The sequence below is a fragment of the Streptomyces caeruleatus genome (assembly GCF_001514235.1).
Lineage (GTDB): Bacteria > Actinomycetota > Actinomycetes > Streptomycetales > Streptomycetaceae > Streptomyces > Streptomyces caeruleatus.
This window is the reverse complement of record NZ_KQ948944.1, coordinates 98,387-116,525: the sequence shown is the minus strand read 5'-3', so window position 1 is coordinate 116,525 and position 18,139 is coordinate 98,387. Positions and strand designations below refer to the sequence as shown.

1 protein-coding gene (only partly in view) is annotated in these 18,139 nt (G+C 72.1%); it reads left to right on the top strand.

Every position in this 18,139-nt window falls within one protein-coding gene, locus AQJ67_RS40460, for a WXG100-like domain-containing protein, read on the top strand. The gene is 59,031 nt long; 23,427 of those nucleotides lie to the left of the window and 17,465 to its right, leaving coding positions 23,428-41,566 in view, spanning codon 7,810 (complete) through codon 13,856 (partial); the first codon wholly inside the window starts at position 1. The start codon and the stop codon both lie outside this window.

The window sequence follows — 18,139 nt, the reverse complement described above, 5'->3', positions numbered from 1 at the left end:
CTGCCCGGCGTGGTCGTGACGCCGCGCGCGGAAGGCGGCTTCACGGTCGCCGGGCTTCGGCCGGGCACGCTGCACTTCTCCGCGGCCGCGCAGTTCCAGTTCCGCACGGTGCGGTTGCCGGGCACGGACCGGCTGCTGCGGTTCCACACCCCGGCGGGCGTGGACGGCGGGGTCCGCCTGGCAGGACCGGACGGCGCGCTGTCGGCGGATGGTCCCGTGCTGGAGACCGCCGCCGACGCCCTCGGCGGCCTGACGGTGCGGATGCCCGCGACGGACGTGCCCGACGGGCCGGTGTTCGAGTGGCACCTGGACGCCAACGCCGAGGTGCGGGGCCTGGACGTCCCGCTGCGGGGCGAGGGGATCGGCCTGCCCTCCGGGCTGCGGGTCCACACCGACCTCCTGCCCGGCACGGACGGGGACGTCGCGTGGCGCACGCTCCGCGGACCGCTCGACACCCTCTTCGGCCTATCGGTGCAGGAGCCGACGCCGTCGTCGGTGGAGCGGCTGGACGACGGATTCACCGTCACGGAGGCGAACGGTGGCTCCGTCCACCACTTCGACGCGCTGGGCGTGTCGCAGTCCGTGTCCGCGCCGGACCCGGAGACGCGGGTGGCTCAGCCTGCCGACGAGGAGCCCCTCTCGGACGAGGACGTGTTGTCGGACGACGAAGTGCTGTCCGACGACGAAGTGCTGTCCGACGACGAAGGGCTGTCCGACGAGGACGAGGACCTCGTCTCGGCACTGACGTCGTTTCCCAGGACCACAGCTCCGGCGTCGAGGCGGGTCTTCGCCCCTCTCTCGGGCCATTCCGACCTGGGTGCGGTGTCGCAGGCGGCGACGGTGGACGAGGAGGCCGCTTCGGACGACGAGGAGGTGTCCGACGAAGAGGCTGACGTTGTCTCGGAGTTGGGGTCCTTCCCGAGGTCCTCGACTTTCGGGTCGACAAAGGCTCTGCCGTCCCTTCCGAGCTTCGGTTCGGTGTCGCACGCGGCGCCGCTGGACGAATCCGCGTCCGACGACGAGATGCTGTCCGACGAGGAGTCGGACGATGTCTCTGAGCTGACATCGGTCAGGGTGTCGCCTGCCGGATCGCTGAAGATCTCCGAATCGCTGAAGATCTCCGGACCGCTCGCGGCGGAGTCGAGGAGCCGGGAGTCGGAGGCCGTCGCCGCTCCGGTGGCCGGCACCGCGACCTCGCAGGTGGAGGCTCCGGCGCCGGTCGCTCCGGTCGCCGGTGGGCACCGTGCGATGCGGGCGCTCTACAACGACGCGCAGTACTTCCCGAAGGCGCAGGAGTTCGAGGCCCGGCTGGGTTCGTTCGCCGCCGAGCACCCCAGGGCGCGCGTGGCGGCTCGGCAGGCCGTGTCCCGTCTGCACCAGGTCCTGCTCGACGCGCACCCGGGCGCGGCCCAGGAGGAGATCGCGCGGGTCTTCACGGCCGACGCCACCGCGACCGGCCTGCGGGACCTGCTGGAGCAGGGCACCGTCGGCGAGTTGATGACGGCCTTCGCACGTGCCGCCTTCGCCGCCCCCGACTCGACGTACACGCTGCGCTCGCTGCTGCGGGACATCGCTGACACCGACGGCTGGGCCCGGGCGGAGCAACTGCGCCTCGACGCCGACGCCCTGCGGGACCAGACGTCGTTCCTGCGGGAACGGCCGGGCGGACTGCGTACGCGCGTGCAGGAGCTGATGGGCCGGGTGGATCCGGCCAGGGCCGCCGCGTCCGCGAGGGACTTCTTCCTCGGGGAGCAGGGCCCCGAGCTGCGGCCGAGCCTGGTCACCGGCGAACCCAGGACCGCGATCGACCCGCGTTCCCCCCTCTACCGCGAGATGCACGACAAGCGGGGCGTGCCTCTCGTCTCGGGCGTCTCCGGGACGGCGGCGCGGCTTGGCAACGCCTTCCGGTTGCTCAACCTGCCCGACGCGGACGCCGAGGGCCTGGCCCTGGCACTCGTGGGCTGGATGCTGCCGGGGCAGGAGCACTCGCTCTACGAGGTGCTGGCGGGCCTCCAGAAGGCGGACGCCGTGCCGTCGCTGGCCGGCAGGCCGCTGGACGACGCGGCGCAGATGTACCGCTCGGTCCCGGGCGTGCCACTCCGTGAACTCCGGGAGCGGGCGGGCGAGGACGGCATGCTGCCGCACGAGGCGGCCTACTGGGCCAGGGTCTCGGCCTCGCCCGCTGACGGCGGCTTCGTCTCACCCGGCGTGGACCTGCGGGCGGCGGAGGCGCGCCGCAGGGCGTTCCAGGAGCTTGCCGAGCGCAGGGCGGGCCAGTCCGCGCTGCTCCCCTCGCAGGCCGAGCTCTGGGTGCGCAACAACGGAATGCCGGCGCGGGAAGTGCTGGAGCGGCTGAGCCCGTCCCACTTCGCCGCCCTCCTCGCGTACACCGTCGCGGCCTTCCCGCTGATGAACGTGCTGCTCACGCACAATTCGGGGGCCGGGCGCATGGCACTGCGCGTCCAGGTCAAGGCGATGCTCGGCAAGGCGCTGCGTGGCGAGACGTGGAACGTGCCGCTCGTCCTCGGGTCCTACCCCGAGATCAGCGAGCTGCTCGACACTCACCGTGCCGACATGACGCCGCGGGAGACGGCACGCCTCAAGGCACGTATCCACGCCGCCGCCGAACGAGCGCTGCCCGCCATCGAGCAGGAGATGGCCGCCCACTCCGCGATGATGCTGGAGGCACTCGCGCAGCTGCCGCCCGCGACCGGCGAGGCCTATCGCGGCACACGTTCCGTCGGCACGCTCGACTCGGGCATCGGCCGGTTCCTCTCGCCCGGTTTCGGCGGCTCGGAGCTCTCCTTCAGCGCGTTCGCCAGCTTCAGCCGAGAGGAAAACCTGGCGCAGGGCTTCCTGCACCGTCCGGCCCGTCTGCCCCTGACCCACCCCGTGCTCGTCCGGGCCGAACTCAGCGGCAACTGGGCCCGTGACATCTCCGCCTTCTCGTGGACCCCGCAGGAGCAGGAGTTGCTCCTCCTTCCCGGGGCCCGCCTGACGGTCACCTCGCGCCGGGTGCAGGGCCACGACGGCCTGCGGTACGAGGAGATCAACGTCGTCGAGAGGGAGCCGGACTTCTCCGCGGCCACGCTCGGCGAGCCCGCCGTGTCCGAGGCCCGTGTCACCGAGCTGCGCCACGCCCTGCAGTCGCTCAACGGGACCGGTCCGCTCGCGACCCACCGGGACCTGGAGTCGCTCGCCACGCTGATCGGCGCGTCGAACGGACTTGACGTGTGGCGCCTGGCCGCCCTGGCCGCCCAGGCGTTCGACGGCCTGGCGCACCTGACCGTCGAGGGCCTGACGAACGTACGCCGCGTGGCCGACGTGGCCCGCCGCGCCCTGAGGCTCGGTGCGGACCAGCCGGTGACCGGCGGCCACCTCGACGACGTGGTGCGCCGTCTGCGGGCCGACGCCGCCGACGCCGACGCCCCGGTCACGCCGGAGGAACGGCAGCGGCTGCTCAACCTCGTCGCCGGGCTCAAGACGCCCGGCCGTCCCGTCACGTACGCCCAGCTCGCTGACGCGTGGCAGGCGCCCACCGCGACGGGGCAGCCTGCCGTGACGGAGCCGCCCACCGTGACGGAGCAGCCCCCCGCTACCGAGCAGCCCTCCGCTACGGAGCAAGGGGTCGCCTCTTCGAACGAGGACGGCTGGCACCACTCCGACGCCAAGGTGATTCCGCAAGAAGCCGCGGACAACGCGGGAACGAGCGAGATCCAGCCGGCGTCGGACGCGCAACAGGCACCGGAGCCTGACGGGGACCCGGTCGGCACCGCGATGCCGCAGGTCACCACCGTGCCGGTGCCCACCGCCGAGCCGGACCTGCCGGAACTGCTCGCGCTCGGCCACCACCGTGGCCTGCGGGAGCTGTACTCGGATGCTTCGTATTTCGAGAGGGCGGAGCGGTTCGAGGCACGGCTCGGCGCGTTCGCGTTCAACCAGCCGCGGGCGCTGGAGACGGCGAGGGCAGGCGTCACGCGCCTGTTGGACGTGTTGACGCGGGCTTACCCGGAGCTCTCGCGGGACGAGGTCGCCCGGGTCTTCCTCAGCGACAACGTGACCTCGGCGGGCCAGGTCGGTGAGAGTGCGCCGTCGTCCGGTCTGCAGCAGCTCCTGGAACGGGGCAACGTCCGTGAGCTGATGACGGCGTTCTTCAACGCCGCCTTCTTCAACGACTCGCCGCACACGCTGAAGTCCCTGCTGCTGCGGATCGCGGACCGCAAGGACTGGGCGGAAGCCGCGCGACTGGGCCTCGACGAGCGGGCGGTGCGCGAGCAGGCGGCCTTCCTGCGCGGTGCGCTGCGCTCGCGGACGCATGCCCTGCTGAGCCGCGTGGCGCCGGGCAAGGAAGGAGCGTTCGACAAGGACTTCTTCGCCATCGCCAACGTGGCGGCGCAGTCGGCGTCGTGGCAGCGGGAGCTGCCCAAGTACTGGGGCGCGTCCCGGCGTATGCGCCCGTGGCGGGAGCGGCTGGCGGGGGACATCGCCAGGACGCCGCGCGAGTGGGCGCGGTTGGGCATCGGTCTCAGCGAACGCGAGACGGCCTTCCTGGCGGCGAACCCGTTCGCTCTGGGGGTGATCGGTTTCCGTACTGAGCAGGTCCCGCTGGAGGACGCGCCGCCGCTGGACGAACTGCGTGCGGCACCCGGCGTGCTCGGTGTCGAGGTGCAGTACAGCGCCCCGGAGGGCCGCGAGGGCCGGACGATCACCAGGATCACCAGGATCGTCGCGGAGCCGGCGGTCATCGAGGACCAGCGTGCGGGTGACCTCGCTCCGGGTGAGGAGGGTCCGGAGCTGCCGCTGACCGTGGTGTCGGGCCGGGCGTTCTGGGCGATGGAGCCGGGCTCGTCGCTGTACCGGGGCATGCGCGACGAGCGGGGGATGCCGCTGGTCGCGGGCATCTCGGGTACGGCCGCGAAGATCGGCAACGCCTTCAAGCTGCTCGACACTCCGGGAGGCGACCCGGACGGACTGGCGCTGGCCCTGCTCGGATGGATGCTGCCGGTCCAGGACCACTCCCTGTACGAGATCCTCTCCGGCCTGCAGACCGCCGACGTCGTACCGTCCCTGGCCGCGAACCCGCTGGACGACGCCGCGCGGATGTACCGGTCCGTTCCGGGTGTGCGGCTGGCCGATCTGCGGGAGCACGTGGCCGAGGACGGCATGCTGCCGCACGAGGCGGTCTACGCCTCCAAGCTCGACACGTCGGCCGCGCAGGGCGGCTTCCGGGAGCCCGGCAGGGCGAAGCTGAACAAGGCCGCCGAGCGCCGGGCGGACTTCGAGTACTTCCTCGACCGCGGTGTCCACGTCGTCCCGGAGCGGCGGTCGCACACCGAACACTGGCTGGTACGACACGGAATGACGGCACGTCAGGTGCTGGACCGGCTGAGCCCCGCCCATTTCGCCGCCGTCATGACCTATGCCGGGGCGGTCCACCCGCTGATGAACGTGCTGCTCACGTTCAAGTCCGGCGCCACCCGGGCGGCGCTGCGCATCCAGGCCAGGAGCGGCGTCGACGCGCACGTCGACGCCGAGGGCAAGGATTACCCGCTCGCGCGTGTGCTGGGCGGCGACCCGGCCGTCAGGGAACTTCTCGGCGGATTGCGCGAGGGCATGCCCTCCAGCGAGAAGGCGTCGCTCAAGAAGCGGTTGTACGCCGCAGTGGAGCCCCTGCTGCCGAGCGTCGAGAAGGAACTCTCGATGCACACGGCGATGTTGCTGGAGGCCCTCGCGCAGATCCCGCCGACGGTCGGTGAGGCCTGGCGCGGAACCCGCTTCGTGGGCGACCTCGACTCGACGACGGGACGGCTGCTCGCCGGGCTCGGCGGCTCGGAGCTCACCTTCCGGCACTTCACCAGCTTCGCCCGCGCGGACTTCATGGGGCACTTCTTCCTGGGCCGGCAGCGCCGCCTTCCCATGACCCGCCCCGTGCTGATCCGCGCCGAACTCACCGGGAACTTCGGCCGGGACATCTCGGCCTTCACGTACAACCCGGACGAGAGTGAGGTGCTGCTCCTCCCCGGCGCCCGGATGACCGTCACTTCCCGTCAGGTCGTCGAGGTGCCCGAGCCGCAGCCGGGCGAGGCGCGGCCGAGGTACGGCCTCGAAGACGGCATCACCAGGTACGAACTGGTCGAAGCCCGTGAACACCTGCCGGAGTTCCCGATGGGGGACTGGGCGGATCCGTTCGCCGCTCAGACCCGGGCAGCGGAACTGCGCAGCGCCCTGCAGCGGCTGTCCGGAGCGGGCCCGATCACCAGGCGCGCCGATCTGCGTCCGCTCGTCACGCGCATCGGCGCGGACGACAGCCTGCACGTATGGCGTACGGCTGTCCTGGCCAGTGAGGTTCACCCAGGCGCCGAGAACCTGACCGTCGAGCGTCTGGCGACCGTACGCCGCGCCGCGGACCTGGCCCGCCGCGTCCTGAAGCCGGACACCGGCCGGCCGGTCACGGTCGAGGACCTGGACGCCCTGGTACGCGACCTGGACGGCGCCGAGGCGAACACCTGGGTCAGCCGGGCCTCGCGGCTGCGGCTGCTCGACCTGATCGAGGAGCTGAAGACCCCGGGGCGGCGGGTCAGCCACGCCTCGCTCGTGGCGGCGTGGCGGACGTCTGCCGCGACGGCGGACCCGACGGAGCGGCAGTCGACCGAGCAGCCCGTTGAACTGGTGGACAACCCCGGGAGCGACTTCGGCACCGAGTCGGGCTCCGAGACCGGCTCCGAGATCGGCTCCGAGGCCGGGGACGAGCAGTCGCAGCCGGCCGAGGCGGCCCCGTCGCACAGCGATGGTGAGCAGCCTTCGCAGGCGCATGGTTCCGACGTGTCGGCGGCGACCCCTGCGGCGGAGTTCGATGCCGCGGAGCCTGATACGCCGGAGCGCGGCACGGAGGCATCGCTCGACAGCGAGTCGGACGCCGACGAGCTCGCCTCGGAGTCGGCGGGCCAGGTGCTCGCGGACCCAGGACTCGAATCCGGGCCGAGTATGCAGGCCTGGGACCTCGGATCCGAGTCGGGGACGGGGTCGGAGGCCGCGGAGCCCCAGTCGGGGACTGCGGTGGACACCCAACCCTCGACCGACGACCTGGATCTGCTCGACGACCTGGATCTCGTCGACGACCTGGATCTGGACGACGACCTGGATCTGGACGACGAGCTGGAGCCGGTGGAGCGCCTCGATCCGGTGTCGGGGTTCTCCACTGTCATGGACGAGTCCCTCCAGCAGGAGCACGACTCGGTGGACATCGCCGGCCCCGGCGTGCTGCGGACGCTCGCGGGAGGTGCGGCTCTCGGCGCGACGGGCCTGATGCACACGATCGCGGCGCGGGACACGGCCGGCGGGAGCCGTGCGCTGCGTGTGCTGTACGCGGACGCGGGGTACGCCGCACGGGCGCGGGAGTTCGAGTCACGGCTGGGGTCGTTCGCCCAGAACCACCAAGGTGCGTCGGAGGTGGCGCGGCAGAGCGTCGAGCGCCTGTTCACCGTCCTGTCCACGGCGCACGGGCCCGGCAGCCGGGAGGAGATCGAGAAGGTCTTCCTCACGACCGGTTCCAGGCTGTCCACGCTGACGGATCTGCTGGAACGCGGCAACGTGGGCGAGTTGATGACGGCGTTCGCCAACGCGGCGTTCCTCAGCGAGTCGCCGTTGACGTTGCGGGCGCTGCTGCTCGGGATCGCGGACCGCGGTGCCTGGGAGGAGGCGCGGGAGCTGGGCCTTGACGTCCAGGCGCTGCGGGACCAGGCGGCGTTCCTGCGGGGCGGTCTGCGGTCGCGGATGCACGCGGTGCTGAGCCGGGTGACGCCCGGTAGGGCAGCCGCGTTCGAGAAGGACTTCTTCGCGGTCGGCAACGTGATCGCGCAGTCGTCCTCATGGCGGCAGCAGGCGGCCAGGTACGCCCGCTCGGGTGCCACGCCGAGCGTGCGAGAGACGCTCATGGCGGCGGACCCGGTCGCCCTGCACGTGGTGGGCTACCGCGTCGAGGAAGTACCGCTGGAGGAGGTGCGCTTCGACGAGCAGGGCGCGCCCCTGCTCGACGAACTGCGCGCGGCGCCCGGTGTGCTGGGCATCGAGGCGCACTACGACGCCCCCGAAGGCACCAACGGCCGGACGGTCACGGCGATCACCAGGATCACCGAGGAGCCCGCGGTCATCGAGGACCCGAGCGCGGGCGACCTGTCGCGCGGTGAGGAAGGCCCCCGGCTGCCGCTGGACGCTGCCTTCGGTCAGGACCGGCGCACCGTGGACGCGCGGGGCATCGTGCTGGGCACGGGTGCGACGGCGACGGCGACGGCGGCGAAGGTCGCAAACGCCTTCAAGCTGCTGAACGTCGGGGACCCGGAGGGCCTGGCCCTGCCGCTGCTGGGCTGGCTGCTCCCGCTCCAGGAGCACTCGGTGTACGAGGTGCTGGCGGCGCTGCGGACGGCGGACGTGGTGCCGTCGCTGGCGGGGAACCCGCTGGACGACGCGGCGGCCATGTACCGGTCGGTGCCCGGCGTACGGCTGGCCGAGCTGCGCGAGCAGGTCGGCGAGGGCGGCATGCTGCCGCACGAGGCCGTCTACTGGGCCAGGCTGACCACGCCAGCCGAGGACGAGCGCCTTTGGGAGCCCGGCGGGGAGGCGGTGCGGGACGCGATCTCCCGCCGCACGTCCTTCGAGCGTCTGACCACCCGGCAGCACCGCGCGAGCCTGATCGACGACGACATCAAGCAGTGGCTGCAGAACAACGGCATGACGGCCCAGCAACTGTTGGAGCGGCTGAGCCCGGCCCACTTCGTCGCCCTCATCACCTACACCGGTCCGGCCTTCGCGCTGATCAACGTGCTGCTCACGTTCAAGTCGGCGGGCACCCGGATCGCCCTGCGCACGCAGGCCAGGCGGCTTGTCGACAGGTACCTGGACGGCGCGGACCTTCCGGTCGTGCCGGTCTCGCTCCGTAGGGACCCGGACGTCCGCGACCTGTTGTTCGCCGCGAGAGAGGCAGCTACGCCCCAGCTGAAAGCCGACGCCAAGAAGCGGCTCTACGCCGCCGTCGAGCGGCTGTTGCCCCGAATCGAGAAGGAGTTGGCGCTCCACACCGCGATGGTGCGGGACGCCCTGACGCAGTTGCCGCCGGCCGTCGGTGAGGTGTGGCGTGGTACGCGTTCGCTGGGCGATCTGCACTCGGGGATCGGCCGGTTCGTCTCGCCCGGCATGGGTGGCTCGCAGCTCTCCTTCAAGGCGTTCTCCAGCTTCAGCTGGGACGAGGACATGGGGAAGATGTTCCTGGGGGTCCCGGCCACCCTGCCGATGACCCACCCGGTGCTGATCCACGCCCGGCTGACCGGCAACCGGGGCCGGGACATCTCGGTCTTCTCGGCCAACCCGATCGAGCAGGAGGCCTTGCTGCTGCCCGGGGCCCGCATGAAGATCACCTCACGGCGGATCGTCCAGGGCCAGAAGCCGGACGCGAACTCGGACATCGTTGCGTACGAACTGATCGAGGCAGTCGAGGAGTTGCCGGAATTCCCGCTCCTCGACCTGGAGAACACGGCAGCCGCGCACGCGCGGGTCGCGGCGCTGAAGGAGGCCCTGCACCGGATCTCCGGCGTACCGATCCGTCGGCGCGGTGATCTCACGCCGCTCGCCCGGACGATCGGCGCGGCCGACGCCCGTCAGGCCTGGTACCTCGCGGGCCTGGCCGGCGACGTGTACGGGGGAGTGGAGTCCCTGACCGTCGAGCGTCTGACGACCGCGCGCCGTACGGCGGATCTCGCCCGGAGCGTGCTCGGCCTCGGCTCCGGCCTGCCGGTCACGGTCGAGCACCTGGACGCCCTGACGCGCCGCCTGGCCGGTACCGCGGAGGACGCCCCGGTCGCGCCAGGTGCGCGTCGGCGGCTCCTGGGCCTGGTGGCCACGCTGAAGACACCGGGCCGACGGGTCACCTATGCCCGGCTGGCGGCCGCGTGGCAGACCAGCGGCCCGGCGCAGAGTGAGACCGACGATGGCTTCGAGTCGCTGGGTGAGGGCAGCCAGTACCTCTACGACGGTTCGGTCTATTCGGAGTTCGCTGACACGGAGTCCGAAGCGGGGTCGGAAGGGGCGTCGGCTTCGGACGACCAGTCCCAGGACCTGTCCCAGGCGGATCTGACCGACGGCGGTTCCTGGCACACCGACGACGAGGCGCGGTCGGAGGCCGGGCTGGAGGATTCGGAGGCCGGGCAGGAGGAGTTCGAGCTCCTTCCGGGCACCGATTCCGTGCCGGGCGTGCTCGCCGGATCCGGCGAGCACGAGACGGATCCGCTGCCGTCGGCTCCGGACGGGGTGACCGTCGCCGGTGCCCTGCGAGCGCTGTACACGGACCCGGAGTACTTCCAGAAGGCGCAGGAGTTCGAGGCGCGCCTGGGGACCTTCGCATCCGGCCATCCACGGGCGCTGGCCGCGGCTCGGCGGAGCGTGGACCATCTGTTCAGGGTGCTCAGGCGCGCGTATGCGGGCCACAGTCAGAAGGAGATCGCCGACGTCTTCCTCGCGGACGGCACCCAGCGGCGCGGGTTCCGGGATCTGCTGGAGCGGGGCGGCGTCCCGGAGTTGATGACGGCGTTCTTCAACGCCGCGGTGCTGCGGGACGCGGCACCGGGACTCGGCTCCCTGCTGCGCGGCATCGCCGACTCCGGTGACTGGACCCGGGCCGAAGAGCTGACGCTGGACGTGGAGACGCTGCGGGAGCAGGGGCCGGAGCTGCCGCAGAGTGCGCTCGCGGGTCTGGGCCGGGCGTTGGAGCCGGACTCCCCGGAGTTCCGTGAGCTGCACGACGAGCGGGGCATGCCGCTGGGCGCGGGTGTCTCGGTGACGGCGGCGCGGATCGGGCACGCGTTCAAGCTGCTCAACGTGGCAGGGGCGGACGCGGACGGTCTGGCGCTGGCGCTGGTCGGCTGGCTGCTGACGACCCGGGAAAACTCGCTGTACGAGGTGCTTGCCGGTCTGCGGACCGCGGGCGTGCTGCCGACGCGGACCGGCGACCCGCTGGACGACGCCGCGCGGATGTACCGGGCGGTCCCCGGTGTTCCCCTCGCGGAGTTGCGCACACACGTGGCCCAGGACGGCATGCTCCCGCACGAGGCCGTCTACTGGTCCAAGATCGTCACGCCGGCCGAGGACGGCGGTTTCGCCCTGCCGGACGGATACGTGTCGCAGTTGGCCGAGCGACGTCGGCAGGCCTTCGAGGTCCTGGCAGGCGAGTCGGCGTACGAGTTGTACGGGCCGTACGACTCACAGGCCGGGAAGTGGGTGAAGGAGAACGGCATGACGGCGCGGCAGGTGCTGGACCGGTTGAGCCCGGCCCACTTCGCCGCACTGATGACGTACACGGACGTGGCCTACCCCCTGATCAACGTGCTGCTCAGGTTCAGGTCCGCGGGCGCGCGGTCGGCGCTGCGCGTCCAGATCATGCGCAAGGCCGCCGGCCACCTCGACCGACCGGACATGATCATGCCGGCCATACTGGACCCCTTCCCCGGCATGCAGGACGTGCTCGACTCCCGCTCGGGCCTGTCCCCGACGCAGTACAGGGCGCGGTTCTCCGCCGCCCTGGAGAAGGTGCTGCCCGCCATCGAGAACGAGATGGCCGCCCACTCCGCGATGCTGGTGGACGCCCTGTCGCTGCTGCCTCCCGCGCGGGGTGAGGTGTGGCGCGGTACGCGTTCGGTGGGCGACCTGTACTCCGGGATCGGCCGGCTCGTCTCGCCGAGCTTCGGCGGCTCGGAGCTCTCCTTCAAGGAGTTCTCCAGCTTCACCCGGTCCAACAGCATCGCGGAGTCGTTCCTGAAGGTGCCGGCCCGCCTGCCGATGACCCACCCCGTGCTGGTCCGTGCCGAACTCACCGGGAACTGGGGCCGGGACATCTCGGCCTTCTCGGCGTCGGGGCGCGAGGGAGAGGTGCTGCTGCTGCCCGGTGCCCGGATGAAGATCGGTTCCCGTATGGTCGTGGGCCGCGGGGACGAGGCGTACGAGCTGATCCAGGCCACCGAGAATCCGCCGGAGTTCCCCCTCCTGGCTCCGCAGAACCCGGCCGCCCACTCCCAGGCCGCGGCTCTGAGGGACGTCCTCCAGCGGCTGGCCGGCACCGGCCCCGTGGTGCGGCGCGCCGACCTCAAGCCCCTCGTCACGCGCATCGGCGCACGGGACACCCTGCAGGTCTGGCACCTCGCCGGGCTGGCCGCCGAGCTGCACGACGGCCCCGAACGCCTCAGCGTCGAGCGCCTGACGACCGTACGCCGCACCGCGGACCTGGCCCGCCGGGAGCTGAACCTCGCGTCGGACCGGCCGGTGACCGTCGAGCATCTGGACGCCCTGGTCCGCCGCCTGGGCGGGGACACGGACGAGGCCCGTCCCGTCGAGCGGGCCGAACGGCTGCGCCTGCTGAACCTGGTCTCGGTGCTGAAGACGCCGGGGCAGCGGGTGACGTACGCCCAGCTGGTGGGGGTGTGGCCGACGACGGCCCCCGCCTCCCACCCGCTCCCCGCGGAGCTCTTGCAGGTCGCGGACGAGTTCACGGACCCGCCGGCCTCCCTCGACGACCCGTCGCCGCACGGGCCCTCGCAGGCACCGCTCGACGATTCCGCGGAGGCCGAGGGCTCGATCCAGACCGATACCGCCATGGCGCCCGGCACGGGCACGCGGCTCACCGGCGTCGACCGGATACCCGAACTCGCGGGCGTGCGCGTCGAGTTGGGGCAGCCGATGGGCTTCGTCCTCGTGGACCGTGATGAGGTTCCCGTTCCCGGCGTGGTCGTGACACCGCGCGAGGAAGGCGGTTTCACGGTCGCCGGGATCGGGGCCGGCACGCTGCACTTCTCGGCGGCCGGGCAGTTCCAGTTCCGTACGGTGCGGCTGCCGGGCACGGACCAGGTGCTGCGGTTCCCCACTCCCGCGGGTGTGGACGGCGGGGTCCGCCCGGCGGGTCCGGACGGCGTGCTGTCCGCGGACGTGCCCGGGCTGGAGATCGCCGCCGCTGCGGACGGCGGCCTGACCGTGCGGATGCCCGCCACGGACGGGCCGGACGGTGGCGTGCTGGTGTGGCAGCTCGATGCGAACGCGGAGGTGCACACCCTTCAGGTCCCGCTGCGCGGCGAGGAAATCGACGCGCTGTCCGGGCTGAGCCTGCGCACCGAGTTGCGCTCGGGCACGGGCGCACCCGGCGTGACGCGGACGCTGGTCGGCGGCTTCGCGCGGTTCGTGCACTCGGTCGGGTCGCTGCCGGAGGCGCTCGCCGACCGGCTGCCGGGCGGGTTCACCGTGACCGAGACGGTCGGCGGACGGGCGCTGCACTTCGACGCCCAGGGTGTGCTGCGTGAGGTGACGCAGGCGTCGCGGCCCGCAGGGGCGGCGGAGCCGGACACCGGGCACGAGTCGGTGTCCGTGGCGACATCCGAGGAGGCGGACGCCGTCGGACCGCGGCTCCGCGAGAACCTGTCGGAGGAGACCGCCGCTGACGCGCCGGACGCCGACGGCCTGCACACAGGGACCTCCGCTTCCGAGGAGACCCCGGACATCGCCGGCGTAGAGCGACTGGTCGTGGACGCCAGGGCAGCGCTGGCCGGGACCGGCGTGGATTCCGGTGACTACCACAGGGCGCTCGAACAGCGGGATGCCGCCTACGACAAGCTCTACCAGGACGCGGCCGACGCGACGCGGGAGTGGCTCCAGGCGGCCGGGCAGGCCCAGCAGGCGCAGGCGCACGTCGACGGCTTCGACCTTGCCTCGACGGAGGACGGCGGTATCGCCGCGGTGCATGCGGTGACCGGGCTGCGTACCACGTTCGACCTGGTCGACGGCGGGCTGGAGTGGACGTCGCGCGAGTTCCGTCTGGTGGACGCGCCGGCGGAGATGGCCGGCCTGAAGGTCGTCGTCGAGCGGACGAGGGGCGAGGACGGGGAGGAGTCGCTATGGCGAGACCTGGCGGGTGAGCCCGGCAGAGGGGCGAAGGCGCGATTCCTTGCCGACGCCCTGGATCCGGACGACGAGATCGGGCTCCCGGAGGGGTCGTTGGAAATCCGCGACGACGCCTACGACCACCGCTATGCCGTCGACCCCACCGGCGTGTTGCTAGACCGTCAGATCACGGTGGGCGGCGGCCTGGGCCGTCTCTGGTTCGACGCGACCAGGCCGGGCAGGGCGCCCGTGGCGCTGGCGGCGGACGGCACGGAGTCGCAGGACTGGAGCGCGGACCTCCTGGACGACGGCCGGGTGCGGCTGGTGCGCGCCGATGCACCGGCTGGTTCCTTCGAGCAGCTGGAAGTCGACGGCCGTACCGGCGAGCTGCTCAAGGAGACCGTCGCGGTCCGCGGCAAGCGAGGAAAGATCACCGGCTTCTGGGAGATCGACCATCCGGGTTCCTCGGCCGTGCGCCTGGACGCGACAGGTCACCCCGCGCCCGACGACGGCTCCGCGCACGCGGTGGCCGTCACCGGGCAGCACGGCGGCCTCCAGCTCTTGGGCGGAGCGGAACAGGGCTCCAAGCCGCTGTTCGAACGACCTCCGTTGGGAGACGCCGCGGAAGGCCACCGACTGCCGGTCGGCCCCGAGACGTTCGGCTTCCACCTCGGGTTGCCGGGCGGCGACCGGGCGGTGCGGATCGACGCACCCATGGGGGCGCCACAGGCGCTGCGCCTCGTGGACCGGCACAGCGGCGAGCCGATCGATGCGCCGGTGGAGTTCTCGCGGGCGCTCCGTCTGACCGTCGAGGTCGCGGTGCCCGGAGCGCCGGGCGACGCCAGGGCGCTGTACGAGTTCGACCACCACGGCTCGCCCCACGGGGAGAAGCTGCCCCTGACAGGTGGCGGGGACGAGGCGGCGTTCGGCGATCTGCGGCTCCTCGTGCGGTACGTCGCGGGGCAGGAGAACTTCAGCCTGGACGGCCCCGAGGCCGCGGTGGAGCGGTTCGGTATCGGGCCGGTGCCCGAGGACCTGGCACATGACCCGGCGGTCACGTTCACCGTCACCGACTCCCGGACGGCCATGCGCTACCACTTCAGCCGCGGTGCGCGGTTGGTGGCGCAGGACATGCCGCTGCGGCTGGCGGCGGCCGGCGAGCAGGTGCGGGACGGCGGGGAACCGTTGTTCCTGCGGCTTGGTGACGACGTGGAGGCGACGCTCGTCGGCTCCCGCGGGCCAGTGGCCGGGGAGCAGCGGCTGAGGACCGAGCCCGAGGGCGACGGCCGGCTGGCGGTGATCCGCACGGACGCCGCCGGGCGGGAGGAGGCCCGGCTCACGGTCGACACCGCGAGTCACCGTGTGCTGGAGGAGACCGTCGCCGCTTCGCGCGAGCGCGGCGCACTCCTCGGCTACTCACACTGGAAGTTCGACTTCCGGTCCGGGACCGGCGTGCGTCTGGACGAGGACGCCAGGCCCGTCGGCGGTGAACTCGACAACGGCCTGCTGGAGGTCGCCGACGACGGCAGGCTGCGGGTCGTGCGACCGAGCCGGAACGGCGGGGCCCCCACGGTCCTGTTCGAGCGCCCCGGCACGGTGGGCGGCGCTGTCGCCTGGCTGCAGGACGAGCAGGCCATCGCGCCGGCCTCCGACGAGGCGGCCGCGCACCTCCCGCAGAGCGGCGCCGACCAGGAACGAGTGGCCTTCCTGCGGGAAGCCGAGCGCTTCGAGCGCAGGCTGGGCGCCCATCTGGTGCAGCACCCCGAGGTGCGGCGACAGGTCGCGAAGTTCGTCCAACTGGCCTGGGAGTACGCGGATCCCGAGGAACGGTTCAAGTTCGCCACCGAGCGTCGTACATCGGTGGGCGCCGTGGGTCCGGGTGAGGAACGCGCCGAGGAGGTCATGCGGCACGGCAATTTCCGTGAGCACATGGGCTTCCTCATGAACGGCAGCTACAACGGCGTCATTCCGCACAGCCTTGACATCGACTTCGAGGACATCCGGGGAGGGAAGGAGAACGAGTCGCCCTGGGAAGACAAGAACCCCACGGTCGTGGAACCGGCCCATGCCGGATACCGGGAGACCGTCCCGCTGAGCGAGCGGGAGAACGCCTGGTCGGACGGTGGGACGTCGTGGAAGAGCGGCGGCCAGAAGACAGGCATACGCTTCCTGCCGCTCGGCGACAACGGTGAGCTGGTGCCGTTCGACGACAAGGTGTTCGGTCAGGGGCTGCACGTGGGCGCCCAGCGCACGGGTGGACTCATCGCGTCCGGGATCTCCGGCACGACCCAGATCTTCCTGAAGGAGGCAGACGCGGCCAACCGTGTCTGGGACGCCGGACTGGATCTGCGATGGATCCGCGCCGCCATCGTCGGCGACATGCTGTCCGCCGGTCACCACACGCTGCACGAGATCATCGAGGGCGCGGACCAGTGGGCCCGTCGGGCGGGTCAGCAGTCGCTGGGCTTCCAGAACCATGACAACTGGGAGCGCTACCGCCACTTGGCCCCGCTGACGGAGCAGGAGTTGCGTGATCACGTCACGCCGGACGGCCTGTTCCCGGACGAGTTGGTACGCGGCCCGGGGGTCGCGGCCTACGACCCGGTGGACGACGCCCGCCAGGCTCTGAGCGACCACCTGCGCGACCGCCGGCGGAACCGTTCGAGCCGTACGAAGCGTGCGAACCCGGACTTCACCATCACCGAGGTGGACGGCGGCCATGAGGTCGTGCACGGGCCCACGGGCCTGGTCACCCGCTTCGGCGGCGAGCGTCACGAGGTCGTGTACCACGAGGCCGTTCCAGGCTTCGGTTCCAGGGCGTTGCGCGGGCTGAAGGTGGCTGTCAAGCACGACCGGCAGGAGGACGGCCGGGTCGTCCCGGCGTACCGGCTCCTCGGCGACCCCGCGGTGCTGGACGCGTTCGAGATCCATGAGGCGCCCGGTGACCTGCGAGAAGGCCGGCAGGCGGCGTTCAGCGTGCTGGAGAAGGACACCGGACGGAGACTGCACTACTTCGCCGACGGCAGGGTCGTCGCCAAGGACCAGCCGCTCGATGGCGGGCGTGGCTATCTGCGGTTCGACATGCTTCGGCCCGGCGGCGCCCCGCGACTGCTGGACGCGGCGAGCATTCCGTCGACGCGGTACCGGGTCGAGGACCTGGGCGGCGAGCAGGTGGCGCTGGTGCCCGCCGGGGGCGGTGCCACGCCGTTGGAGCGGATCGTGGTCGACGCCGAATCCGGGCGTGTTCTGGAGGAGATCGTCGCCGCGCCGAACCTTCACGGTGAACTGCCCGGGACCCATTGGAAGTTCGACCACCGGGCCGGGATCGCCGTGCGCGTGGGCGACGACGGAAGGACGGTCACCTTCACCGGTGGCCGGTTCGACCACGCCCAGCTCGAGACCACCGACGACGGCACCGTGCGGGTCGTCCTCCCAGGGCGCGACGGCATGGAGTCCCGGGTCCTGTTCGATCGGTCGGGCGCACACCAGCCGGAGACCGAGTACGAGACCCCGGTCGCGGAGTCGGCCGCCTCGGAGCTGGAGTCGGAGTCGGAGCGGGAGCCGGAGTCGGAGTCGGCGTCGGAGCTGGAGCCGGAGCCGGAGCCGGAGTCGGCGCAGTCGGACGAGGAAGAGGATCCGGAGGTCGCCGAGGCGTTCCGGGCGTTCAGGGAGAGGGCGCAAGCCCGGCTGACGGCGGAGGCGTTCGGGGACCTCGACCACGAGGGCCCGCTGTCCACCGCAGGGTCTGACGACGAGAGGCAGCCGACCGGCGCGGTCGGGACACCGTCCGCCGAGACGCGCCAGGAGCGTCCCGCCGAGCCGGACGCCACGCAGGAGATCCGGGAGGAGTCCGAGCAGGCCGAGTCGGAGCAGAGCCCGACCGAGCAGCCGGAGATCCGGCAGAACGAAGCCGGACCCGACCGGCGGACGATGACCGAGCTGTTCGCCGAGGCCGACCTGGAGGATGTGCTCGGCCGGAGCGGCAATCCGCTCGACCCCGCCGAGCTGATGCGTCACGCCCGGGTGGAACGGCCCGACGTGACCGGCGAGATGGACGGCTCCGAGATACGCGCGGCGATCGTCCGGATGGTCGGACGCGCCGCCGCCGACCGCGGTACGTCGGTCCTGATCGGCAACGCCTTCTCGGACGAGATGCTCAAGGAGAACTTCCACCGCGCCCTGGACGGCGGCTACAGCGTCGACTTCAGCGCCCGCGCCAACGGCGGGCCCC